The following is a 22,910-nucleotide window of genomic DNA, read 5'->3' on the forward strand; positions in this document are numbered from 1 at the left end:
ATGGAACTCACCGGATCCTCTGCCATCGTCACCGGCGGCGCCTCGGGCATCGGCGCGGCCGCCGCCCGCGCGCTCGCCGCCAAGGGAGCCACCGTCGTGGTGGCCGACCTCCAGGCCGACAAGGGCGAAGCCCTCGCTGCCGAGATCAACGGCGTCTTCGCCCAGGTCGACGTCACCAACACCGAGCAGATCGGTGCCGCGGTCAAGGCCGCCGCCGAGATCGCGCCGCTGCGCGCGGTCGTCAACTCGGCCGGCATCGGCTGGGCCCAGCGCACCATCGGCCGCGACGGCCAGCTCGAGTCGGCCCACTCCCTCGAGGCCTTCACCAAGGTGATCGCGATCAACCTGATCGGCACCTTCGACATGGTCCGTCAGGCCGCGACCGCGATGAGCCAGAACGAGCCCGACGAGGACGGCTGCCGCGGCGCCATCGTCAACCTCGCCAGCGTGGCGGCGTTCGACGGCCAGATCGGCCAGGCCTCCTACTCCGCGTCCAAGGGCGGTGTCGTCGGCATGACCCTCCCGGTCGCCCGCGACCTGTCCGCGGCCGGCATCCGGCTCAACACCGTCGCCCCCGGCCTCATCGACACCCCGATCTACGGCGAGGGCGAGGCCGCCGAGGCGTTCAAGGCCAACCTCGGCCAGAACGTGCTCTTCCCCAAGCGCCTCGGCACGGGCGCCGAGCTGGCCAGCATGGTGGTCGAGTGCCTCACCAACTCCTACATGAACGGCGAGGTCATCCGGGTCGACGGCGGCATCCGGATGCCCCCGAAGTGACCTTCGCTGGTTTCGATACGCCTCCTCGCCTAGCGGCTCGTCGGCTACTCAACCAACGACCTGTCGTTGGTTGAGTAGGAGCGAGCGCCAGCGAGTGACGTATCGAAACCGACAAGAAGGGCTCCGCACCGATCGGTGCGGAGCCCTTCTGCGTTGCTGGTTGCCGGGTGCTACTGGCCGGCGACCGCGTCCAGCCACGCCGCGCCGTCCGGCGAGCCGACGCCGGTGACGTCGTCGTAGCCGGTGCGGGTGTGGATGGTGAGCATGTCACCGCGGTCGAACCAGCGGGCGCTGTAGACGTACCCGTCGGTGGCGTCCAGGCCGTTGACGAAGTCCGAGCGCACGGCACCGTCGTAGGTGGCGTCCGAGGCACCGGTCACGTCGTAGGACTGAGCGGCGGCGGCGTACAGCGTCGGGTTCGCCAGGCCGAAGCTGTGCCCGGCCTTCTGGGCGGCGAGGGCCAGCATGCCGGCGTACAGCGGCGACGCGAGCGAGGTGCCGCCGATGCGGTACTCGGCGTACTTCTGCGAGCCGTCGGGGAACGCCTGGGTCTCGCCGACGAGCATGCCCGTGGTCGGGTCACCGAGCGCCGAGACGTCCGGCACCGAGCGCATCGGCGCGCCGCCGTAGGTCTGCGAGATGTCGGTCGGCACCACGCCGGCCTGGTACGACGGCTGCGCGAACAGTCGCGACGTACCGCCACCGGAGCCGTACAGGTAGAACGGCGCGTTCCACGTGCCGTCGGCGTTCAGGGTGCTCTTCGCGGTCTCCCAACCGGTCTCGAAGATCCGGCTGTTGTCGGAGCCGATGCCCATCGACGTGCCGCCCACGGCGGTGACGTAGGGGCTCGAGGCCGGCCAGTCCGGGCTCGGGGCGACCGTGGGGTCGCCACCGGTCTCGTCACCGGAGTCACCGCTGGAGAACAGCAGCGACATGCCCTCGGCCGCGGCCTGGATCTGGGTGTCCAGGGACGGCTTGATGGTGCCCCACGGCAGCGCCTCGCCGCCGTAGCCGTAGGAGTTGGACACGATGTCGGCGAGGTGGTTGTCGACGACGCGGTTCATCAGCGCATCCATGTCGCGGCCGTTGTTGTTCGCACCGATGTAGACGATGTCGGCGCCGGGAGCCATGGTGTGCACGGCCTCGACGTCGAGGGTCTCCTCGCCGGCCCAGCCGGCCGGGTCCATCTTCCGGTTCTGTGGCTTGTTCTGCGAGCCGGGCTGGATGACCTGGGTGAAGTGCCCCTTGATCGAGGGCAGCCCGTGCTTGGCGGAGTAGGTCTCCACGTCGCTGGCGATGTACGGCGAGGCGAACGCGTCGATGATGCCGATCGTCACGCCGGAGCCGTCGTTGCCGTTGTCGATGGCGCTCTTCATGCCGTAGGCGCCCTGCAGCTGTGCACCGGAGTAGCCGCACGGCGAGAAGTTCGCCGGGTCGCTCGGCAGCACCTTGTTGTCGTTGGTGGGCGTGTTCGCCACCGTCTTCTCGCCCCAGTACGCCGAGCAGGGGGTCGCGTTGAGGAAGGCACCCGGCGCCGGGGTGACCTTGTTGGCGTGCGCGAGGGTCTGCGACTCGTCGAGCCCGACGACGGACTCGACGTCACCGGCGGCGGCCGGCACCGAGAGCGGCGTCGTGTTGCTGCGGACCGTCCGGCCCTGGACCTTGTACTCGGCGAAGGAGGTGTTGAAGGTCGTCGCGGCCTGGCCGGCGGTGCCGGTGGCCTCGACGTACTTGCGGTTCGCGGGGACCGTGCCGACCGAGAAGCCCTGCGCCTTCAGCCAGGTCTTGACCTGGTTGACCGACGCCGTCGACGGGCTGAACTGCGCACGGAACTGCGCGGGAGTGAGGAACTTGCCGTACTGCGCGCTGCCCGGCGTCGACACCGCGGTCGCGAGGGCCGCGGCCTGGTCGGCGTGCTGCAGCGGCAGGTAGACCCGGAAGGTCACCGCCTGGCTGTCGGGGGTGGCGGACACCTTGTGCGAGCTGTTGGCCCACGAGGGGACGCTACCGGCGAGGGTGTGCCGGGATGCGGCGTCGGCGCGACCGGGGAGTCCGGCGACGCCGGCGATCGCGCAGGCAGCAGCCACCGAGGTGGCCGCGGCGACTGCTCGGGTACGAGCGCGTGCCATGCGAGTTCCTTTCCGAGAAACCGATGGGGCAACCCGGAGTGGGCCCCCGGTTGGGAACCTACCCTCGGTCCGCCGATGTGGACAGGGCTGTGATCGGAAAGAAATACGGGAAGTCTTCCCGCCGCTGGGCCGTTACGCTGGTGATGCTTATGACGAACCGTGCAGATGACTTCTCCCTCGACGCCGAGATCGCCGCAACCGAAGGTTGGGACGGCCTCGACGACACAGACGAGCCCGACGACTTCGAGTCCGGGTACGCCGAGGACGCGACCACCGACCCCAGCGGCAGCCCCGCGACCGCGCCCACCACGGGCGCGATGGACCTCGCCGAGCGGCACGAGCTGCGCCGCGTGGCGGGCCTGCGCACCGAGCTCGAGGACATCACCGAGGTCGAGTACCGCCAGCTCCGGCTCGAGCGCGTCATCCTGGTCGGGGTCTGGACCGAGGGCACCGTCGCCGACCACGAGAACGCGATGGCCGAGCTCGCGCTGCTGGCCGAGACGGCCGGCTCCGAGGTGCTCGACGCGATCTACCAGCGCCGGCAGAACCCCGACCCGGCGACCTACATCGGTCGCGGCAAGGTGGAGGGCCTGGCCGAGATCGTCCAGGCCAGTGGCGCCGACACCGTCATCTGCGACGGCGAGCTCGCGCCCAGCCAGCTGAGGAACCTCGAGGACCGGGTCAAGGTCAAGGTCGTCGACCGGACCGCGCTGATCCTGGACATCTTCGCCCAGCACGCCAAGTCCAAGGAGGGCCAGGCGCAGGTCGAGCTGGCCCAGCTGCAGTACATGAAGCAGCGGCTGCGCGGCTGGGGCGGCAACCTGTCCCGCCAGGCCGGCGGCCGGGTCGGCGCCGACGGCGGCGGCATCGGCGGCCGCGGCCCCGGTGAGACCAAGATCGAGACCGACCGTCGCCGGATCAACGACAAGATCGCGAAGCTGCGCCGCGAGCTCAAGGAGATGAAGGGCACCCGCGACACCAAGCGGCAGGAGCGGCGGCGCAACGAGATCCCGAGCGTCGCGATCGCGGGCTACACCAACGCGGGCAAGTCCAGCCTGCTCAACCGGCTGACCGGTGCCGGCGTACTGGTCGAGGACGCGCTGTTCGCGACCCTGGACCCCACGACCCGGCGTACCGAGACCGCCGACGGGCGGATCTACACGATGTCCGACACGGTCGGCTTCGTGCGGCACCTGCCGCACCAGCTGATCGAGGCCTTCCGGTCCACGCTCGAGGAGGTCGCCGACGCGGACCTGATCGTGCACGTCGTCGACGGGTCGCACCCCGACCCCGAGGGCCAGCTCTCCGCGGTCCGCGAGGTGCTCTCCGAGATCGGCGCGGCCGAGGTCCCCGAGCTGGTCGTCATCAACAAGATCGACGCCGCCGACCCCCTCGTGGTCCAGCGACTGCTGCGCACCGAGCCGCACTCGGTCGCGGTGTCGGCCAAGACCGGCGAGGGCATCGAGGACGCGGTCGCGGCCGTCGAGGCCGATCTGCCACGGCCCGGCGTCGCGTTCGAGGCCCTGGTGCCCTACGCCCGCGGCGACCTCATCGACCGGATCCACCGCGACGGCGAGATCGCGACCCTCGAGCACACCGCCGACGGCACCCGGATCACCGGGCTCGCCTCCGAGGCGCTCGCCGGCGAGCTGGCGGCGTACGCCGTCTGAGGGTGCTGGCACCACCACCGGTTGTCGCGTCAGCACCGGTGTGATCGGGGTGGCCCGGCGGCCACGGTGGACGCATGAGAACCCGCCTGCTCCCCGCGGCGCTCGCCGTCGCCCTGCTCCCTCTCTCCGCACTCGTCTGCGGTACGTCGACACCGGCCGTCGCCTCGTCCTCTGCGATCACCGTCGCAACCATGCCGTCGGGCCACCAGTGGGGAGGCGTCGTGGTGACGACCACCCCCAGCGGCGCCTCGGTGCTGGCCTACTCGGACAGCTTCACCGATTCCGCCGGGCACGCGGTGTCGACCATCCGGCTGCGTCGCCAGAGCGGGACGAGCGGCTGGACATCGGTCTTCCTCCCGCCGATCACCAGCACCGACGCCTACCTCGACGAGATCGGCGCGCCCGGGCTGATGTACGACGGCTCGCAGGGCCGGCTCTACCTGGAGGCGAACGCCTCCTCGAGCGGCTCGGACCCGGCGTACGGGCACTACATCTGGTACTCCGACGACGATGGCGCGGGCTGGAACGGCCCGGTCCTGGTCCACACCAACGCGTGGAGCAACGACGACGCCTCCCCGGACGGCCAGGGCGGCTTCTACATGACCGTCGACGACCACGAGTCGTACCAGGCGCATGTCCCGTCGTCGTACCCGACGCTGGGCTGGGCCGAGACCTACAGCTTGACCGACCGGCTGATCAGCCGGGGCAACAACAACCTGACCACCGCCGGCTCGGCATACGTGCCGCTGTACTTCTTCGAGCCGGGCACCGACGCCTGGGTCCACCCCGGCACCCAGGACGACGCGAACCAGGACCGCAAGGTCTTCACCTGCCCGTACTTCATGTCGGCCGCTGGCGACACGTCCGGCGCGCTCGCCATGGCGACCTACGACTGCGACACCTACACCGAGCGGCTGCAGTTGCGCGCGGTCACGCCGACCGGTCCGACGACGGTCAGCATGGGGCCGGTCCGGACGATCGCCGTGGGCCACCTCAGCCGCCGGCCCCACGTGCATGCGGTGCCCGGATCCGCGGGGCACTTCGTCCTGCAGTGGAACGACGACGACAAGGTCTGGGCGGCGCGCGTGAGCGGCGGCCCCGGCGGGACGATCGACAAGTACGCGGTGTTCGACTACTCCGCCCACGGCCTCTGGTACTACACGATGAACTCGACCGACATCTCCCGGAAGTGGCTCGTCGGCATCGGCCAGGTGACGGGCGGGAAGACCGTGCTGTGGGCCACCCGCAACAGCGCGATGATGCCGCAGGTGGGCGTTGCCGGCGCGACGTACGACAAGTCCGCGGGGAAGGCGGCGTACACGCTGCGCACGAACTCGGAGGGGACCGCGGTCGTGACGCTCGTGGCGAGCTGGAGCGGCCACACGGCATCACAGAAGGTCTCGTACGCCGTCGGCTCGGCCGGCAGCTGGAAGCGGTCGATCACCGCCGGCTCCGCGATCCGGGGCTTGCTGGGACACGCCGGCGCCAAGGCGAAGCTCGTCGTCACGTTCAGGAACAGCGCCGGCACCGGCGGCGCCACGTCGGCGGTGAGGATCGTGAGCTGACCCGTCCTCCACAGGCGGCGGGACCGAGGCAGCGATGCGTCGGTCCCGCCCCTTAAGGTTCTCGGGTGCCTGATCCCGACAGTCCCGTCCGCTCGGTGCTCGCGGCCGCGGTCGAGGCGCTCGGCGGCCAGCCCCGCGAGGGCCAGGCGCTGATGGCCGAGGCGGTCGGCGCCGCGCTCGAGGGGCACCAGCACCTGCTGGTCCAGGCCGGCACGGGCACCGGGAAGTCGCTGGGCTACCTGGTGCCCAGCCTGCTCCACGACGACCGGGTCGTGGTCGCCACCGCGACCCTGGCCCTGCAGCACCAGCTCGTCGAGCGCGACCTGCCGCGGCTGGTCGAGGCGGTCGGGTCGATGCCCGGGGTGGACGCCAGCTTCGCCGTACTCAAGGGGCGGTCGAACTACGCGTGCCTGCACCGGGTCCGCGAGGGGGCGCCCGACGACCAAGGCGAGCTGATCCAGGCCGAGGCCGCCCTCGGCGCGCTCGGCAAGAAGGTCCTGGAGTTGCGCGAGTGGGCCGAGGAGGAGGCCGGCTCCCGGGGGAGCGGCGAGCGCGACAACGCTCCGCGCCATACCGACAAGGAGTGGCGCCAGGTCAGCGTCTCCGCTCGCGAGTGCCTGGGGGCGACCCGCTGCCCGTTCGGCGAGGAGTGCTTCGCCGAGCGCGCCAAGGAGAAGGCGCAGAAGTCGCACCTGGTGGTCACCAACCACTCCCTTCTCGCCATCGATGCGATCGAGGGCATCCCGATGCTCCCGGAGTACGACGCCGTCATCGTCGACGAGGCGCACGAGCTCGTCGCGCGGGTGACCCAGGCCTCCACCGCCGAGCTGTGGGCCGCCGAGGTCGAGCGGTCGGCGAAGCGCGCGATGAAACACGCCGACGACGCCGCCCACGACCTCGCCGACGCCTCCGACACGCTGCGGGCCGCATTGGGCGAGACCCCGCCCGGCCGGATCGAGACCCTCCCCGAGGAGCTCGCCGACGCCCTGGCGCTGGTCCGCGACGCGGCACGCGCCTGCGTCTCGGCCTTCCCGCGGGCCGAGCCGGGCGGCGAGCCCGACGCCGGCCTCGCGCAGGCCAAGGCCGGCGTGCAGGACGTCTTCGCCATCACCGAGCGGATGGCCGCGGCCTCCGAGGCCGACGTGCTCTGGCTCGCTGAGGGCACCGAGCGGATCCCGCCGCGCCTGTGCATCGCGCCGCTGCAGGTGTGGGGCCAGCTGCGCGACAAGCTGCTCGCCGAGAAGACCGCGGTCCTCACCTCGGCCACCCTGATGCTCGGCGGCGACTTCACCACCCTCGCCACCACCGTCGGCCTCAAGCCCTCCGAGCGGGTCGAGGCGGGCGCGGCTCCGACCGAGCCGAAGGAAGGCGTGCAGCCGTGGGTCGGCCTGGACGTCGGCAGCCCGTTCGACTACCCCAAGCAGGGCATCCTGTACGTCGCCAAGCATCTGCCGCCCCCGGGCCGCGACGGCCTCGGGCCGGCCCAGCTCGACGAGATCGTCGACCTGATCGACAAGGCGGACGGCCGCACGCTCGGGCTGTTCTCCAGCCGCCGGGCGGCCGAGGCCGCCGCGGAGCACGTGCGCACCAAGCTGCCGCACCTGACCACGCTGGCCCAGGGCGACGCCCAGCTGCCGGAGCTCGCGCGGCAGTTCGTCGAGGACCCGCACACGTGCCTGTTCGGCACCCTGGGTCTGTGGCAGGGGCTGGACGTGCCGGGCGACACCTGCCAGCTGGTCATCATCGACCGGATCCCGTTCCCGCGGCCCGACGACCCGCTGATGAGCGCGCGGCAGAAGGCCGCCGACAAGGCCGGCGGCAACGGCTTCATGCAGGTCGCCGCCACCCACTCCGCGCTGCTGCTCGCCCAGGGCGCGGGCCGGCTGATCCGCACCCACACCGACCGCGGCGTGGTCGCGGTGCTGGACCCCCGGCTGGCCACGGCCCGCTACGGCGGGTTCCTCAAGGCCAGCCTGCCGCCGATGTGGTCGACGACCGACCCGGCGGTGGCGAGGCAGGCACTGGCCCGCCTCGCCGCCGCAGCAGGGCAGTAGCTCAGGTCAGGACGCGGTCGCCTGCAGGCTGGCACCCGGGCTGTCGTCCTTGGAGGTGCCCTGGCAGGTGTACATCCAGAAGCCGGTCGTGCGGTTCCAGCAGGTGTAGCGGGTGCCGGCGTTGATCAGCGACACCTCCACCCAAGCGACGGTCGCCGGGTCGAAGGTCACGGTCCGCGCGGTGGTGCTCGCCGGGACCACGGTGCGGGAGTACTTGCCGTCCTTGGTGTGGACCACGATCGCGGCCTCGACGTCGGAGCCGGTGCTGCCGGTGGTCGTGAGGTCGAGGCTGGTCGCCCCGGTCCCCGGCAGGAAGCGGTACGTCGCCGAGCTCAGGTGCGGGAGGTTGGGCGACTTCGTGGCCGTGTTGCCGAGCAGACCCGGGGCGAGCGTGTTCGACCCGGCCAGCTTCGTGGCGGTGTAGGAGCCGCCCTCGTGGTAGTAGGCGCCCGGTCGCCGGTTGGCGACCACGAACCGCGCGAACTCGGTGTCCAGGCTGGTGCCGCGCTCGATGAGCGCCTGCTTGATGGCCTCGACGGAATAGCCGCTCTTGCCGATCGACAGGCCCCAGATCCGGCGTACCAACGTCGGCAGGATGCCCTGCTTGGTCGGGTAGTGCTCGGTGAGGTAGCGGAAGAAGATCCAGGTGCCGTACTGGTGCAGGTAGGCCGCGCTGCCGCTGGAGTTGGAGTAGGCGTCCAGGCTGACCGTGGGCTTGCCCATCGGGCCGTAGGGCAGGTAGCCGCGGTTGTCGTTGATCTTCGTGTAGAGCTCGTCCTCGGCCCAGGTCGCGGTGGCCTCCATCATCCAGGAGTCCTCGTCGAAGTCGTAGGCGAACTGGACCGCGTGGAAGTACTCGTGCGCCGCGGTGACCTCGAGGTTCTGCCGCGGGGAGTGGTAGGGGAACTCGCTGTGGCTGTAGTTGTTGTCGAGCACGCAGTACGCCGACACGGCCGGGTGGTTGGTGCCCGACGCGTCGTACGCCAGCTTCGGGTCGTCGGAGGTGCAGTAGCCGTAGAGGCCCTTGGACCCGATGTTGCCGAGGTAGATGTCACGACGCGAGTCGCCCCCGATGCGGCCGTCGCCGCGGGTCGAGCGGTAGCCGGCCTTGCGGTAGACGGAGTCGATGCGGGTCAGCTGGTGGAGGGTGAACTCGACCATGTCGGGCACGCCGTTGTGCGCCCGGCCGCTCCAGCGTCCGGACCGGCCGTTGTCCTCGGGGTCGACCCCGTTGGTGTTGTCGCGCTTCGGGCCGGTGCCCTGGCGCACGTAGTGCACGCAGATCCGGGAGTTGCACAGCTCGTAGCGCTTCGCCGTGGACTTGTAGCAGGCGTAGTCGCCGGGGCAGTTGGAGCTGCTGGCGGTCGGCCGGGCGAAGTACCGCTCGGCCTCGCGCTGCTGGCTCGGCGGCAGCGCGCTCTTGGTCTCGGCCAGGTTGCGCAGCGCGATGGTCGCGTCGCCGCGGACCGTCGTACCGGTGGCGGAGAAGATCTGCTGCACCCGGTCCAGCGCGTGCTGCGCGCGGTGCAGCAGGGCGCGCGGGCTCGGGTCGGAGGCGTGGCTCGCGGCCGGCGCCGCCTGGGCCCCCGGCGAGACCAGAGCCAGTGACCCGGCGAGCGTGATGGCGAGGAGAAGCCCGAGAACAGGCCTGCTGCTGCGGAGCATGGAACCTTCGACTTTCGACTGACCGGACAGAGCACGTACCCGACGACCCTACGTGAGCGTGGGGCGCGCCCCGAAAAGTCGCGGGCTCAGCTCCGGTACGCCGTGGCCCGCACCGCGTTCGGGAGGTTGTCGTCGGTGCCGTGCTGGGCGTAGCAGCTGTAGTAGGTCGCGCTGCTGTAGCCGTTCCAGCAGGTGCTGAAGCGCGGAGACGCATTGACCACCTCGACCTCGACGTTCCGCACGGTCGCGGAGCCGAACGGGATGCGGATGGTCGCATCGCCCGTCGAGGAGAGCGCGATCAGCCGCGAGGAGGTGCCGCCGGAGGCCGCGTTGATCCACAGCGTCGCCGCCGCACCACGCGTCTTCGCCGGAAGGTCCAGGTGGAGGCGCAGGTGCCAGGCACTGCCGGTGCCGGCCTTCGGGGTGAGCCGGAGCACCCGGTAGCTCAGGTGCAGGAGCCGGAAGGAGGTCGACCAGCTGAGGTGGCCGGGCCCGACCGAGGAGCTGGTCGCGACCGGCGCGCTGGGGTACTGGTTGGCCGCCGCCTCACTGAAGTACCTCGTGGGGTGACGGGCCGCGAGGTCGAACCTGCTCAGGGCGCGGGTGAGGTCGATGTGGTGCGCGGCGAGCGCGCTCCTGACCCCCTTGATGGAGTACATGTCCGGCGCACCCGGGCTGGCGTCCAGGCGTTGCCAGATCTGGCGGATCAGCAGCGGCAGCGCACCGGACTTCTCGGTCACCAGGCGCTCGGTCAGGAACCGGAAGAAGATCCAGGTGCCGTACCAGTGCAGGTTGACGTCGCCGTTGGTGTCCAGGGGCAGGGAGGGGTTGCGGATCGGGTCGGCGCCATAGGACAGGTACTGCATGTTGTCGTTGATCGAGGTGTACAGCTCGTCCTCGGCCCAGGTGGCGGTCGCCTCCATGATCCAGGGGTCCTCGAAGAAGTCGTAGCTGAACTGCACCGCGTGGAAGAACTCGTGGGCGGCGGTCACCTCGAGGTTCTCCAGCTGGGTGTGACCGGGGTACTGGGCCGGGGCGTAGTCGTTGTCGAGGACGCAGTACGCCGATCCGGCGTACCCGGTGTTCAGCGCGGGGTCGTCGCTCGTGCAGAAGCCGTAGAGGTGGTAGCGGGAGAGCTCGCCCAGGTAGATGTCGGTCTGGTCGGCGTTCATGCCGCCCAGGCTGCCGTTGTCGGCGCTGGCGGAGTCGACGAGCGGCATCCGGTAGCCGGCGGCGGCGTAGGTGTCCCAGACGTGCTCCATCGTCGCGAGCACCTCGTCGACGTAGTCGGGATCCTTGTTCGTGTCGCCACCGTCCGTGGGGTCGACGCCGTTGGTGCTGTCCTCGGTCGACAGGTCGTAGTGCACGCAGAGGGGAAGCCTGGTGCTGCACTCCTCGTGCTCGGTGCCGGTGTAGACCACCGGGAAGTCGGGGTCGCTGTCGGAGGGCCCCGGCCGCGCAAGGATCCGGTCGGCCTGGGTGCGCTGATCGGGGGACAGCGCGGGATAGGCGGCCCGCAGGTCGCGCAACAGCAGGGTGGCGTCCTCGTGCCTCTGCGCGAGGCGGGACGCGGCCCGGCTCCCTCCGAAGAGGGACTCGGCCCGGGACAGCTCGGCGGCGGCCTGCGCCCGGGTCGTCGTCGGAGGCTGGTGGATCGCGGCGGTGGCCGGGGAGGCGTGGGCCGGCTGGCTCGCACCGGTGACGCCGAGGCCCGCGAGCGACGCGGTGATGACCAGGGAAAGGACGCGGGCCCGTCCGGAGATGCGGATCACCTGCTGAATCTAGGGGATCGGCATCCCCGGGCGGACCCGGGAGAGGCAAAGAAGCGCGGCGTCGGCGTCAGACCTTGCGGAGCACGGCGGTGACCTTGCCCAGGATCGTGGCGTGGGTGCCGTCGATCGGCTCGAAGGCCGGGTTGTGCGGCAGCAGCCACACCTGGCCGTTCTTGCGCTGGAAGGTCTTCACGGTGGCCTCGCCGTCGATCATCGCGGCGACGATCTCGCCGTTCTCGGCGGTGGCCTGCTGGCGGATGACGACGTAGTCGCCGTTGCAGATCGCGGCGTCGATCATCGACTCGCCGCTGACCTCCAGCAGGAACAGCTGGCCGTCGCCGACCAGCTGCTTCGGCAGCGGGAAGACGTCCTCGACCCGCTCCTCGGCGAGGATCGGTCCGCCGGCGGCGATCCGGCCGACCAGCGGAACGTTGCTCGGGGCGGGCGCGGAGTCGTTGATGGCGGTCTCGTCGTACTCCGACTCGGCCTGGGTCATGCCGCTGAGCGGGCGTCGCTTCATCAGGGTCTCGGGGAGGAACACCTCGATGGCGCGGGGCAGGTGGGGGTCGCGGCGTACGAACCCCTTGGCCTCGAGCTGGCGCAGCTGGTGGGCGACGCTGGAGGTGCTGGTCAGGCCCACCGCCTCGCCGATCTCGCGCATGCTCGGCGGGTAGCCGCGCTTGTCGATGGCCTTCTTGATCGTGGTCAGGATCCGCTGCTGGCGTGGGGTGAGGCCCGTGCCGTCGGGCGGACCGTCGGGGAGCTCACTCACGGGGCGAACAGCCTTCTTGGTCATGGGTCGAACGTAACCCCGATCACCCCGGATCTCAAACAGGTGTTCGATCCGGCGTGTCGCGACACGCCGTCGAACACGCGTGCGACGAAATGCCGCGATTGTGTCGAATGCGTGTTCTATGCTCGTCCATGTGTTCGATCGAACGTCTGATCGAAGCCGGGCCCAGAAGTTGTGTCGGCGGCCTCGGTCAGAGTGAGGGCACACCGACCAGCAACCCCTTCCCCGGAGGTCACCATGAGCACCATCAGCTTCAGCCCCGCGTACGTCTCCCGCCCGCAGGTGCGGCTCACCCGCCGCGGCCGGCTCGTGGTCCTCGCGCTCTCGCTGCTGGCGGTGCTCGCGGTCGCCCTGATGGTCGCCTCCGCCTCGGCCGCCGGCAGCCACTCCGGGACGCCCGACGTCCACCTGGTCACCGTCCAGCCCGGCGACACGCTGTGGGACATCGCCGGCGACGCCGCCGCGGCCCACGGCACGCAGACCGGTGACATGGTGCAGCGCCTCGAGGACCTCAACCCGATCGACGACGGCATGGTCTACGTCGGTCAGCAGATCCGCGTGCCCAACTGAGGCACGACCAGCTCGTCCGTCGCCTCGACCCCGGCGGACGTAGGGGAAGACGAGGGGCCCGATCCTGCGCGGATCGGGCCCCTCGCGCTGTTCCTCCACAGGGCGGCGGGCCGAGGGTGGCCGGGCGGGGTGCCTTCGGCGTACGTTCTGGGCAATCCGCCTCGGGAGGGTTCCATGAAGTACGTCGGCATCGCCGTCCTGCTGTTGCTGCTGGTCGGGTGCGGGGGAGACCCGCAGCCCCGGTTCTCGCCCAGCCCCACCGTCTCCCCGCCCACCACGACCGCTGCCGCGGTCGAGACCCCGCAGGAGTTCCTGCGGCGGTGGGTGCACGCGATGGATGCCATGGAGCGCACCGGCAACCCGGCGGCATGGCAGCGGATGAACTTGCGAAGGTGCAAGAGCTGCTCTGTCGCCGCTGAAGTGGTGAAAGCGGTGTACGCGGCGGGCCGGAAGGTCGTCGGCGGGCAGTCGAGAATCGTGTCGATCGGTCGCGCGGCCTCGGGCAGGTGGCACGTCCGAACGGTGAGTCGCCCGAGTCGGATCGTCGATCAGTCCGGCACCGTCAAAGGGTCGTTCCCGGGTGGTCCGACGATGTTGGAGATCACCTTGGTCAAGCAGGGCGACGGGTTGCGGGTCGCCACGCTCATTCGGGTCGTGAAGTGATGCTGCGTCGCGGTGTCGCCGTGCTGTTGGTCGTCTACGTGAGCTTCTTCTTCGTCGACACTCCGGCCCAGGCTCGCGGCGGTGGATCGTGTGCAGGGGGCGCGACCCTCATCGCTGCAGCGGTCGAGTGTCAGGACCGCTCGCACGGCGGCAGCGCCCCTGTTGGGACTTCGGTCGATGTCGTCGGGGTGAGCGAGGTGTGCGCGCCTGGTTCCGCGGGGGCCTGCCAGCCGGTGGCGTGTCCCGGCATGAACGTGGGCGACGGGTTCCAGATGACGGAGCACCTGTCGGACGGCACGTCCCGCACCGTGTGCCAGACGTCGAGCGACTCGATGGCCGGCCTCGGACCGAGCCCGGGCCAGGTGGCGCAGGCGATGCGGCGCCTGTCCTGGCCCGGCAGCCCGCTGATGATCCAGCCCGTCAACGGCCGGACCCTGGTCAACTTCCGGACGAACTTCTACACGACCAATACCGGCCCGACCACGAAGACCGTCACCCTGCTGGGGAGGCGGATCACCATCGAGGCCACGCCGAGCTACCGGTGGAGGTGGGGCGACGGCGGCCGGGCGAGCGGGACGAGCGCGGGGGCGGCGTACCCGCACCTGCTGGTGACCCACGAGTACCTCCGCAAGGGCGTGGTCCACCCGCGCCTCGACACCGTCTACTCGGGGCGGTTCCGCATCGGGCAGGGCGCGTGGCAGGCGATCCCCGGCACCCTCACCGTCATCGGCACGCCGCAGCGGCTCGAGGTCGTCACGGCCCGGCCGGTGCTGGTCAATCCCTACGGCTGAGGGCTTGTGGGGAGATCCGGGGCTATCCGATGGACTTCGATCTCCCCGTAGTTGCCACGACACTGCGCCGCCAGCGCGGTCTGGTCGGCCGCGGCCAGCTGCTCGAGGCCGGCGCCCTACCGCACGACATCAAGCGTGCTCCGCCGGCGCCGGCTCGCCACCGTCCACCCGGGCGTGTACGTCGACCACACGGGTCCGTTGACCCAGCGGCAGCGCGAGTGGGCGGCCGTGCTCGCGGTCTGGCCGGCTGCGCTGTCGGGCCGGTCCGCGCTCGGCCTACCCGCAGCCGGTGGGATCGAGGTCGCCGTCGACTGGGCGCGCAGGCCATCAGGCCCGCCGGGTGTCGTCGTACGCCGGACCCGATCCTTCGACCAGCGAGTGGTGTGGGCCGGTGACCCTCCCGCGCTGCTGCCCGAGCACGCGGTGATCGACGTGGCACAAGAGCTGTTGGCCCAACGCGATGTGGCGACGGCGTACGCCTTGATCGCGAACAGTCGCGACCGGGTGACCATCTGGCGCGTGCGGTCGGCGCTGGAGGGGCGCGAGCGGGTCGGGCACCGGCGGATCCTGGCCGGGCTGATCGATGACGTCGCCGACGGGTCCCACTCGGTGCTCGAGCGCGGGTTCCTCACTGAGGTGGCTCGGCCGCACGGGCTGCCGCCGGTCGCGCGGCAGGTCCGCGGCACGGCGGACGGACGGGCGGTGCGCTACGACCTGAGGTACGCCGCGTTCGGGGTGATCGTGGAGCCGGACGGGTTCGCGTTCCACGGCACCACGCGGATGCGCGACGCCGACGCCCACCGCGACCTCGCCACCCTCGCCGAGACCGGCGACATCACGGTGCGCATCACCTACGGTCAGGTGTTCCGCGACGGCTGTGCGACCGCGATGCGGCTCGGCGCGGTGCTGGCCCGGCGTGGCTGGGAGGGCCGGCCGACCCGGTGCGCCCGTTGCTAGCGCGCCGCCCGCTTCCCGCCCTTGGGTGCATCCGGGTCGCGCACCGGACGCGGATCGGGGCCGTGGGTGATGCCGAGCGCCCGCGAGACCCGCACCGCCAGCATCAGCCCGAGGAACAGGCAGGCGACCGCGCCGAGTGAGGCCAGCCCGAGCAGCGCCCAGGCCGCGAACGAGCCGTCCCGGCGAGCGTCGGCGCCGATGTCGATGGCGGCGTACACGAGGTAGCCCCAGGCCACGACGCACGCGGTGATGGCCACGGCGAGGCCCAGCAGGGCAGGGCGGAACCGTCGCGCCTCCCGCGCGCCCGCCCGCTTCCCTCCGGCCACAGGCGCCATTGTGACTGATGGGGCCAGACACGCCGTAGGCGCGCCGTCCCAGAACTCCGAAGACGGCCCTGACCTGCGCAAACACCCCGGTACGACGACACCTGCCGAATCGCTGGTGCCCGGGTCTTGCCTCCCTGGTGCCACGGGCGTACGGTTACCACTACATCTAGTAGTTACACCGGTGTAGTTCTCCACATCTAGTCCACAACGGGCCGCTGGAGTTGCACAGGTCACTGCCGGATCTCCACAGCGGAACACCGGTTCTCCACCGGTTCATCCACAGGCTCAGCTCCGGGAGGGGGACCCCATGCACTGCCCGTACTGCAAGCACTGCGACACCAAGGTCCTCGACTCCCGCGTCGCCGACGACGGCTCCAGCATCCGCCGGCGCCGAGTCTGCCAGAGCTGCGAGAAGCGGTTCACCACCGTGGAGCAGATGCAGCTGACCGTCCTCAAGCGCAGTGGCACCAACGAGCCGTTCAACCGCGACAAGGCCGTCGCCGGCGTCCGCAAGGCGTGCAAGGGGCGGCCCGTCGACGAGGACGCGCTGGCGCGGCTCGGCCAGGAGGTCGAGCACCAGCTGCGCCTGGCCGGCAGCCCCGAGATCGCGGCCCACGAGGTGGGCCTGGCGATCCTGAGCCCGCTGCGCGCGTTGGACGAGGTCGCCTACCTGCGCTTCGCCAGCGTCTACCGCGGCTACGAGTCGGCCGACGACTTCGAGGCCGAGATCGCCCTGCTCCGCGCCGAGCGCGAGCTCCAGCCCAGCACGGGCTGACCCCAGACCGCCCGGGCAGCCAGTGGGGAAGCTGTCTGCCCGGGCACCCAACTCCGGCGACCGACACGTTGTCGGCGCCACGAGCAACACTTGAAGCAAGCACGCCGCACACCAGCACCGCGCGACCACAAAGGGGAACAGGAAGCACATGACCGAGACCGTGAACAGCCAGGCAGCAGGTCAGACGGCAGGCAGGGGCCTGACCATCGAGCGAGTGTTCAGCAGCGAGGGCGTGCACCCCTACGACGCGATCACCTGGGAGCGGCGCGACGTCGTCCAGACCAACTGGAAGACCGGCGAGACGGTCTTCGAGCAGCGCGGCGTGGAGTTCCCGGACTTCTGGAGCGTCAACGCGAGCACGATCGTCACGACCAAGTACTTCCGCGGCGCGGTCGGCACCCCCGAGCGCGAGTCCGGCCTGAAGCAGCTCATCGACCGGGTCGTGGGCAAGTACGTCGCCGCCGGCCGCGAGCACGGCTACTTCGCGACCGAGGCCGACGCCGAGATCTTCGAGCACGAGCTCACCTGGCTGCTGGTCAACCAGTACTTCTCCTTCAACTCCCCGGTGTGGTTCAACGTCGGCACGACCGCCCCCCAGCAGGTCTCCGCGTGCTTCATCCTCTCGGTCGACGACTCGATGGACTCGATCCTCAACTGGTACAAGGAGGAGGGCTTCATCTTCAAGGGCGGCTCCGGCGCCGGCCTGAACCTCTCCCGGATCCGCTCCTCCAAGGAGCTCCTCTCCAGCGGTGGTACGGCGAGCGGCCCGGTCTCCTTCATGCGCGGCGCCGACGCCTCGGCCGGCACCATCAAGTCCGGCGGCGCCACGCGTCGCGCGGCCAAGATGGTCGTGCTCGACGTCGACCACCCCGACATCGAGGAGTTCGTCGAGACCAAGTGGCGCGAGGAGGACAAGATCCGCGCCCTGCGCGACGCCGGCTTCGACATGGACCTGGGCGGCAAGGACATCACCTCGGTCCAGTACCAGAACGCCAACAACTCCGTCCGCGTCAACGACGAGTTCATGCGCGCGGTCGAGGAGGGCAAGGAGTTCGGCCTGCGCTCGCGCAAGGACGGCTCGGTCATCGAGACCGTCGACGCCCGCAGCCTGTTCCGCAAGATCAGCGAGGCCGCGTGGGCCTGCGCCGACCCCGGCCTGCAGTACGACGACACCATCAACGACTGGCACACCAACCCCGAGACCGGCCGGATCACCGCGTCCAACCCGTGCTCGGAGTACATGTCGCTCGACAACTCCTCGTGCAACCTGGCGTCGCTGAACCTGCTGAAGTTCCTCAAGGACGACGACACCTTCGACGCGCCGCTGTTCGCGAAGGCCGTCGAGCTGATCATCACCGCGATGGACATCTCGATCTGCTTCGCCGACTTCCCGACCGAGCCCATCGGCGTCACCACCCGCGACTACCGCCAGCTCGGCATCGGCTACGCCAACCTCGGCGCGCTGCTGATGGCGATGGGCCTGGGCTACGACTCCGACGGCGGTCGCTCGATGGCGGCCACCATCACCTCGCTGATGACCGGCACGTCGTACCGGCGCTCCGCGGAGCTCGCCGCGATCGTCGGCCCGTACGCCGGCTACGCCCGCAACGCCGAGGCGCACAACCGCGTCATGCGCAAGCACCAGGCCGCCAACGACGAGGTGCGCACGCTGCACGTCGCCGACGCGCAGGTGCACAAGCTGGCCACCGAGGAGTGGGCCAAGGTCGTCGACCTCGGCAAGACCAACGGCTTCCGCAACGCGCAGGCCTCGGTCCTCGCGCCGACCGGCACCATCGGCTTCATGATGGACTGCGACACGACCGGCATCGAGCCGGACTTCTCGCTGGTCAAGTTCAAGAAGCTGGTCGGCGGCGGCTCGATGCAGATCGTGAACCAGACGATCCCGCGGGCGCTGACCAAGCTGGGCTACGACGAGGAGAAGGTGGAGGCGATCGTCGAGTACATCGCCGAGCACGGCCACGTCATCGACGCCCCCGGTCTGAAGACCGAGCACTACGAGGTGTTCGACACCGCGATGGGCGCGCGGGCCCTCAAGCCGATGGGCCACGTCAAGATGATGGCGGCCTGCCAGCCGTTCCTGTCCGGCGCGATCTCCAAGACGGTCAACCTGCCCGAGTCGGCCACGGTCGAGGAGATCGAGCAGATCTACATGGAGTCGTGGAAGCTCGGCCTGAAGGCCACGGCGATCTACCGCGACAACTGCAAGGTCGGTCAGCCGCTGGCCGACGGCGGCGGCAAGGCCAAGAAGGACGCCGCCGACAAGGCCGACGCCGCTGCCGCGGCCCAGGTCGTCGAGAAGGTCGTGGAGAAGGTCGTCTACGCCCCGACCCGCAAGCGCCTGCCGAAGTCGCGCATCGCCCGCACGACCTCGTTCTCGGTCGCGGGTGCGGAGGGCTACATGACCTCCGGCGCCCACGACGACGGCGAGCTCGGCGAGATCTTCCTCAAGCTCGGCAAGCAGGGCTCGACCCTGGCCGGCGTGATGGACGCGTTCTCGATCGCGGTCTCGATCGGCCTGCAGTACGGCGTCCCGCTGGAGACCTACGTCTCGAAGTTCACCAACCTGCGCTTCGAGCCCGCCGGCCTCACCGACGACCCGGACGTCCGGATGAGCCAGTCGATCATGGACTACGTCTTCCGGCGCCTGGCGCTGGACTACCTGTCCTTCGAGGACCGCTCGATGCTCGGCATCTACTCCGCCGAGGAGCGCCAGCGCCACCTCGAGACCGGCTCCTATGAGCCCGTCGAGGAGACCGGCAACGCCTCCGAGCTGGTCGAGACGATCCCGGTCGTCAAGCCGGTCGAGGCCGAGACCATCGAGGTCGAGGACGACGAGGACCCGCTGGCGGGAGCCCCGACGGTCGAGGCCCGCACCTCCGCCGAGCTCCTCGAGCAGATCACCGGCCACGCGGTCGACTCCCCGCTCTGCATGACCTGCGGCACCAAGATGCGCCCCGCCGGTTCCTGCTACGTGTGTGAGGGTTGCGGCTCCACGTCGGGCTGCAGCTGACCGTCTGAGACGCGGAAGCGGCGGTCACCCGGGAGGGTGGCCGCCGCTTCGGCGTCTGGTGGGCATCCGGTGGATTCTCGGTCGCCTGGTGACTGAGGATCCACCGGACGATCAGAGCCGCGCCTCGACCTCGGCGAGGGAGGGCAGGGTGCCGGTGGCGTGGAAGAGGTCGATGACGGCCGAGCGGACGGCGGCGGCTTCCAGGTCGGGCAGGCGCCACACGGCCTGGCGCTCGGCCGGTCGCAGGGTCGCCATGAACTCCGCGAAGACGGTGGCGGCGTCGTCGTACGGGGCGACGTCGAGGATCGCCTGCTGGAGGGCGGCCAGCCGATCCGACCAGTGCGGCCAGTACGCCGCGGTCCACTCCGCCATCTTCGCGAACCAGACGCGGCGGGTGTCCCGGTGCGGGATCCGGTGGGCGACCTCCCAGCCGGTAGCCGCCGATTGCAACATCGACTCGAAGAGCAGCCAGAGCAGCTGATCCTCGGAGTCGGCCGTGTCGCGGAGCTCGTCCTTGCCGCGTTCGCTGTAGACCGTGCACCACCGACCGGGGACGGGGTTGCCGGCGTCGCCCGGCAGGAAGTAGCCCAGTACGTCGTCGCCGAAGCCGTGCCGCGGGAGCTGGATCCGCTGCTCACCGGAGAGGCTCGCGAGGCGTTCCCGGATGCCCTCCAGCGTCGAGGCGATCTCGTCGGGGTTCACGCGAGGTCCCGTCGTACGACCTCCATCGCGGGCAGGTCCGCCGGGGCCCAGTCGAGGCGTCCGAGGTCGGCGGGTGCGAGCCAGGCGAGCTCGGAGTGCTCGGTGAGCTCGGGCGTGCCGCCGGTCAGCTCGCAGTAGTACGTCGTCAGGGTGAGTACGCCGGCGTCGTACACGTGGGTGGTCGTGGTGACGAGGTCGCCCACGGCGATCGCGCAGCCCAGCTCCTCCTCGATCTCGCGGACCAGGGCGTCGTGGGGCGCCTCGTCCGGCTCGACCTTGCCGCCGGGGAACTCCCACAATCCCGCCAACGCGCCGGTGCCGCGCTGGGCGCAGAGGACCTTGCCGTCACACACGATGACCGCGCCGACCACGGCGATCTGCTTGCCTGCCATGGGCAGCAGCGTAGGAGGGCGGCGCTCAGTAGCTGTCGAAGGTGACCTTCGGCTGGTCGTCGACGAGCTCGACCTTGACGTTGACGTAGAGGCTGGAGGTGTCGGACTCCTTGACCCAGTGCGGGGCGCCGAAGCCGTAGGAGTCGTCGTACTCGTAGGTCACCTTCGCGTCGCCGGAGTCGGTGGAGAGGTCGGCGGGGAAGCTGCCGTAGAAGCCGTCCCACGACACGGTCGGCGCGGTGGTGAGGGTCCAGGTGACGTCGCGCTGCCTGTCGCCGTAGCCGTATCCCGACTGCGGGCAGCCCTTCGGCTCCAGGGTCGTGGCCCTCATGCAGGTTGCGAGCCACGACGCCAGCTTCGTGTCGACGGCCTGCTTCAGCGCGTCGGAGGGCTGCGGGTCGCTGACCTCGGCGTAGAGGCCGTAGGACTCCGAGGCCGGCACTGCGGTGCGGTCATCGCCGGCCTGCAGCCACTCGCTGTCGGCGTACGGGTTGAAGGCGTAGGAGCCGGGCATCGCCCAGAAGTCGGCCGTGTCGCCGCCGGTCACCGGCACGGAGACGCCGTTGGCGGTCAGGGAGGTGCTGGTGTCGGGCACGTCGATGCTCACCTCACGGGCCAGTCCGCCGTCGTCGACCTGCCAGTGGTGGAAGAACACTCCGGCCGACCCGTGTGCCGAGAGGCTCAGCTCGACGCCGTGGCCGTCCTGCGGGCCGTCGAGGTCGACGGTGACGGTCGCGGAGCTGCCGTGGGTCTCCACCTTGGTGATGTCGTAGCCGGTGATCCGGTCACCGGCTGCGGCGTACACCTCCTGCGTCAGCAGCGCGCTCGAGGCGCCGTCATCGACCGGGGCGATCTCGACGGCCTTGGCGACATCGCCGCGGACGAGGGCGTCGAGGTAGGCGCGTGCCTGGTGCTCGGGGCTGTACGCCGTCGCGCCGATCACGTTCACCGCGATGATCGCCACCAGCGCGAGCACGGTGAGCACCCCGAGCCCGATCGCGCCGCGCTTCGCCCGGGCACGGTCCGCCGGCGACATCGGGATCCACCGCGTGGGCTCCTTGGGCGGGGAGTAGAGCTCCCTCGGACCCTTCGCGAGCCGCTGCGCGAGCCGGGGAGGTACGCCGGCGGCCAGCGCCGGTGCGACGTACCTCGACAGGGTCTCGATGACGACGCCCCAGACGGCGAGCACCGGGACCAGCCAGTACGCCGGGTGCGCACTCACCGACAGCGAGCCGCCGAACGCGTCGCCGCTGAGCACCACGGTCGAGATCAGCGTCACCAGCAGCCCCCCGACGGCGTACGTCGCCGGCAGGAACACCCACGAGATCGGCTGGGTCAGCAGCTCGCGGTCGTGCCGGCGGCGCAGGTGCCAGGCGATCGAGGTGACGAGGGTCAGGCCGAGGGCGAGCAGGGGGAGCACGAGGCCCGCGACCCAGCCGAAGCCCCACGCCATCCGCTGGCCGCCGAACGCCGTCCAGGCGCCCAGATGGCCCATCGCGAACGCCCACAGATCGACGGTCGGCGCCCACACGACCGCGAACGCGGCCGTCTCCACGTTCGTCCGCAGCAGCACCCAGAGCACCACGATGGGTGTGGCGACCACGAGCCAGAGGAGGAGGTGCTGGGCGGACAGGTGGATCGCTCGTCGTACGTCGGCGAGGAGCCACCGCGGCCACAGCGACGCGACCACGGACTGGCGCCCGAGCGCACCCGCGGCACCGGCCAGGATCAGCGTGCCGAAGAACAGGCCGAGCGTCGCGGCGTGCATGACGACGCCGTCGGAGCGCATCGCGAGCACCCGGGTCGCGACGCACGCCACCACCGCGAGGATCAGCGCGGAGGCGGTCGAGAGGAGGATCCGCTCGGCCGTGCTCGCCGACGGCGTCCGTCGTTCCGCGCGGCGCGAGAGCCACAGCACCGACCCCACGAAGACCGCCGTGACCAGCAGCGGCGGCGCGAACAGCGAGACCCCGAACTCGCTCTCGCCGAGCCGGATCGCGCCACCCAGCGCCATCGCCGCGAGCTGGAACGGCATCCCGATCAGGGTGCCGATCGCCTGCACGTCGACGTCGTCGCTCGGGTTGTCCGAGCCGGACGTGTCGCTGCCGGTGGCGAGGCCGACGACGACCAGGATCATCAGCACGAGCGAGGCGCCCAGGGTGATCGCGTAGCCGAGCAGGGGCGCCACCGCGGCGCGCAGGACGCCGCGGAGCGTGGGGATGGTGATCATGGTGCGAACCCTGCCGGATTCGTCCGACGGAATCCCGCGGAACCGGGA

General features: G+C 70.6%; 18 protein-coding genes. 10 read left to right on the plus strand and 8 right to left on the minus strand.

From position 1 onward, the window contains the following. Positions 1 to 777, plus strand: a complete 777-nt coding sequence (locus ACYU8V_RS01220) for an SDR family NAD(P)-dependent oxidoreductase (RefSeq protein ID WP_460844611.1) — start codon at positions 1 to 3, stop codon at positions 775 to 777. Between the two features lie 170 nt (positions 778 to 947). On the opposite strand, the gene ACYU8V_RS01225 is transcribed toward ACYU8V_RS01220, so the two are convergent. Beyond that, positions 948 to 2,906, minus strand: coding sequence for a S53 family peptidase (locus ACYU8V_RS01225; protein WP_460844612.1), 1,959 nt, complete (start codon positions 2,904 to 2,906; stop codon positions 948 to 950). Between the two features lie 149 nt (positions 2,907 to 3,055). Here ACYU8V_RS01225 and hflX point away from each other — a divergent pair, with 149 nt between their 5' ends. The 3 genes from hflX (at position 3,056) to ACYU8V_RS01240 (ending at position 8,195) form a co-directional block, all read left to right on the plus strand. Further along, positions 3,056 to 4,576 (plus strand): GTPase HflX, encoded by a 1,521-nt coding sequence (gene hflX, locus ACYU8V_RS01230; protein ID WP_460844613.1) that lies wholly within the window; start codon positions 3,056 to 3,058, stop codon positions 4,574 to 4,576. A 74-nt stretch (positions 4,577 to 4,650) separates the two neighbouring features. After that, positions 4,651 to 6,141 carry a hypothetical protein gene (locus tag ACYU8V_RS01235; RefSeq protein WP_460844614.1) on the plus strand — a complete coding sequence of 497 codons (1,491 nt, stop codon included), beginning with the start codon at positions 4,651 to 4,653 and terminating at the stop codon, positions 6,139 to 6,141. Positions 6,142 to 6,206: 65 nt separating this feature from the next. Next, positions 6,207 to 8,195 (plus strand): ATP-dependent DNA helicase, encoded by a 1,989-nt coding sequence (locus ACYU8V_RS01240; RefSeq protein ID WP_460844615.1) that lies wholly within the window; start codon positions 6,207 to 6,209, stop codon positions 8,193 to 8,195. Between the two features lie 6 nt (positions 8,196 to 8,201). On the opposite strand, the gene ACYU8V_RS01245 is transcribed toward ACYU8V_RS01240, so the two are convergent. The 3 genes from ACYU8V_RS01245 to lexA form a co-directional block, all read right to left on the minus strand. After that, the gene (locus tag ACYU8V_RS01245; protein WP_460844616.1) at positions 8,202 to 9,860 is read right to left on the minus strand and encodes an MXAN_6640 family putative metalloprotease; all 1,659 of its coding nucleotides are present in this window, start codon (positions 9,858 to 9,860) and stop codon (positions 8,202 to 8,204) included. A gap of 86 nt (positions 9,861 to 9,946) precedes the next feature. Continuing rightward, positions 9,947 to 11,632 (minus strand): MXAN_6640 family putative metalloprotease, encoded by a 1,686-nt coding sequence (locus ACYU8V_RS01250; protein WP_460844617.1) that lies wholly within the window; start codon positions 11,630 to 11,632, stop codon positions 9,947 to 9,949. Positions 11,633 to 11,699: 67 nt separating this feature from the next. After that, a complete protein-coding gene (gene lexA, locus ACYU8V_RS01255; RefSeq protein WP_460844618.1) occupies positions 11,700 to 12,428 on the minus strand; it encodes a transcriptional repressor LexA in 729 nt (242 codons plus the stop codon). Between the two features lie 234 nt (positions 12,429 to 12,662). Here lexA and ACYU8V_RS01260 point away from each other — a divergent pair, with 234 nt between their 5' ends. From ACYU8V_RS01260 to ACYU8V_RS01275, 4 genes are all read left to right on the plus strand, one after another. Beyond that, positions 12,663 to 12,995, plus strand: coding sequence for a LysM peptidoglycan-binding domain-containing protein (locus tag ACYU8V_RS01260; protein ID WP_460844619.1), 333 nt, complete (start codon positions 12,663 to 12,665; stop codon positions 12,993 to 12,995). A 174-nt stretch (positions 12,996 to 13,169) separates the two neighbouring features. Continuing rightward, entirely contained in the window at positions 13,170 to 13,658 is a 489-nt protein-coding gene (locus ACYU8V_RS01265) for a hypothetical protein (protein WP_460844620.1), read from the plus strand. Positions 13,659 to 13,930: 272 nt separating this feature from the next. Beyond that, complete coding sequence (locus ACYU8V_RS01270) at positions 13,931 to 14,449, plus strand: hypothetical protein (protein ID WP_460844621.1); 519 nt, start codon at positions 13,931 to 13,933, stop codon at positions 14,447 to 14,449. 135 nt (positions 14,450 to 14,584) lie between these two features. Next, positions 14,585 to 15,406: a hypothetical protein gene (locus tag ACYU8V_RS01275; RefSeq protein ID WP_460844622.1), complete on the plus strand. Its 822-nt coding sequence runs from the start codon at positions 14,585 to 14,587 to the stop codon at positions 15,404 to 15,406. Here the strand turns inward: ACYU8V_RS01275 and ACYU8V_RS01280 are convergent. Further along, the gene (locus ACYU8V_RS01280) at positions 15,403 to 15,732 is read right to left on the minus strand and encodes a hypothetical protein (protein WP_460844623.1); all 330 of its coding nucleotides are present in this window, start codon (positions 15,730 to 15,732) and stop codon (positions 15,403 to 15,405) included. The genes ACYU8V_RS01275 and ACYU8V_RS01280 overlap by 4 nt on opposite strands. Positions 15,733 to 16,039: 307 nt before the next feature. On the opposite strand from ACYU8V_RS01280, the gene nrdR reads away from it, so the two are divergent. Both nrdR and ACYU8V_RS01290 read left to right on the plus strand, forming a co-directional pair. Further along, positions 16,040 to 16,507: a transcriptional regulator NrdR gene (gene nrdR, locus ACYU8V_RS01285; protein ID WP_460844624.1), complete on the plus strand. Its 468-nt coding sequence runs from the start codon at positions 16,040 to 16,042 to the stop codon at positions 16,505 to 16,507. A gap of 148 nt (positions 16,508 to 16,655) precedes the next feature. Further along, positions 16,656 to 19,538, plus strand: a complete 2,883-nt coding sequence (locus ACYU8V_RS01290; protein WP_460844625.1) for a vitamin B12-dependent ribonucleotide reductase — start codon at positions 16,656 to 16,658, stop codon at positions 19,536 to 19,538. 111 nt (positions 19,539 to 19,649) lie between these two features. On the opposite strand, the gene ACYU8V_RS01295 is transcribed toward ACYU8V_RS01290, so the two are convergent. Genes ACYU8V_RS01295 through ACYU8V_RS01305 form a run of 3 tightly spaced genes read right to left on the minus strand, consistent with a single transcriptional unit; the run spans position 19,650 to position 22,862 of the window. Next, positions 19,650 to 20,240 (minus strand): Imm63 family immunity protein, encoded by a 591-nt coding sequence (locus ACYU8V_RS01295; protein ID WP_460844626.1) that lies wholly within the window; start codon positions 20,238 to 20,240, stop codon positions 19,650 to 19,652. Further along, on the minus strand, positions 20,237 to 20,632 hold the full coding sequence (locus tag ACYU8V_RS01300; protein WP_460844627.1) for a (deoxy)nucleoside triphosphate pyrophosphohydrolase: 396 nt from the start codon (positions 20,630 to 20,632) through the stop codon (positions 20,237 to 20,239). The genes ACYU8V_RS01295 and ACYU8V_RS01300 overlap by 4 nt, the downstream gene beginning before the upstream one ends. Positions 20,633 to 20,657: 25 nt before the next feature. After that, a complete protein-coding gene (locus ACYU8V_RS01305; protein WP_460844628.1) occupies positions 20,658 to 22,862 on the minus strand; it encodes a hypothetical protein in 2,205 nt (734 codons plus the stop codon). Between the last annotated feature and the right edge of the window lie 48 nt (positions 22,863 to 22,910).

It is taken from the genome of Nocardioides ultimimeridianus (assembly GCF_054777895.1).